This is a genomic window from Pseudarthrobacter sp. AG30 (assembly GCF_003116525.1).
Taxonomy (GTDB): domain Bacteria; phylum Actinomycetota; class Actinomycetes; order Actinomycetales; family Micrococcaceae; genus Arthrobacter.
The window spans coordinates 1-1,205 of sequence record NZ_QEHL01000049.1; the positions used below are offsets into that span (position 1 = coordinate 1).

1 protein-coding gene is annotated in these 1,205 nt (G+C 57.0%); it reads right to left on the reverse strand.

The window, feature by feature from the left end; all coding sequences use genetic code 11:
* The coding region (locus DC347_RS21230; protein WP_304598363.1) for a CocE/NonD family hydrolase at positions 1–228 on the reverse strand (228 nt) is incomplete at its 3' end.
* Positions 229–1,205 lie beyond the last annotated feature (977 nt).

Below are 1,205 nucleotides of genomic sequence, written 5' to 3' on the forward strand. Positions count from 1 at the left end.
CGTCCCACGGACGTCCTGATGCACAACGGCGTACCCGGCGTTAAGGAATGGAAGCAGCGACGGAAAGAGACTACAGGGACCGCCGCTACTATAAGTTCCGTCTTTGCCATATGGTCCCCGCAAAAGCAGTGTGGGTGCTGCGCCGTCAGCCGGTCGCCAAATATTGGTGCGCAGCACAACGCCGTCGCGCATGGTCACGGGGACGTCGTGCTCGTAAACGTGTTTCATGAGTCTCTCCTTCGAGTACTCGAACGGTCCACGGCTGGCAGAAGCCAGGGCCGAGTCTTTCCAAGCGCCACCAAAGTACAACCGTCTAACCGGGCGTCGGGAGATTGTCGTCAGCCCAAAAGGGACTGGCGTACAGCAACAGGGTCAGATTATGTTTTCAACGGTACTCGATAGTTATAAAAAGTACCACAAAGCAGTAGTTGCGCAAGAGCGAATTTGCTGGCGATGCACGGGCCTTCCGGCGCTCTTTAAGCGCGCTGGCCGCAAGAACGCCGACGAGGAACTTGTCGGCGCGACAGGAATAAAAGGAAGAAACAAATGCGCCTGCTGGTGTTGCTCAGTCGTCGACTTGCGCGGGCCGGAGGATGTCATGCTCTCAACGCGTGACGGCCGCATCCCACTCGGCGGCATCCTGCCTCGCCTGGTTATTGAATCCAATGCTGGCGCCGCTGGAGGAAGTGCTTTGCCGCCGCGCACCCGTCGGGGGAGGGGTGACCATGTTGTCCTAGTGTCAGGACTTATGTCCCGGAACTGCCTGGATTGCTTGCGCGATAAGAGAAGCATCCCCATGTTGAACTTCACTGTCCTCCTGGCATCGTCACTGACGTATTGATGACGACTAGAGGGAAGTTAGGGAATAACCCTTGTGGGAACCTAAATGCGGTACTAACCTCAATGCAATATTACCCAGCGTCGCAATGATATTGCGCCCAACAGGTTCACTACCCCACAGTGCACCGCCCAAGAGCTCGGTTCGCGACTGCTGTGTTGCGCTGCGCAATCAGTCCAACTTTTACCCACAGTTCTCAACGAGGAGTAACTTCATGAAACACGTTTACGAACCCGACGTTTCTGTCACCATGCGGGACGGTGTTGCATTGAGCACTAATATCTGGCGCCCGGCTGACGGCGCAGCGCCAACTCTGCTGCTCCGGGGTCCGTACGGGAAGGATGCAACTTACGCCGGTGGCGGGCCC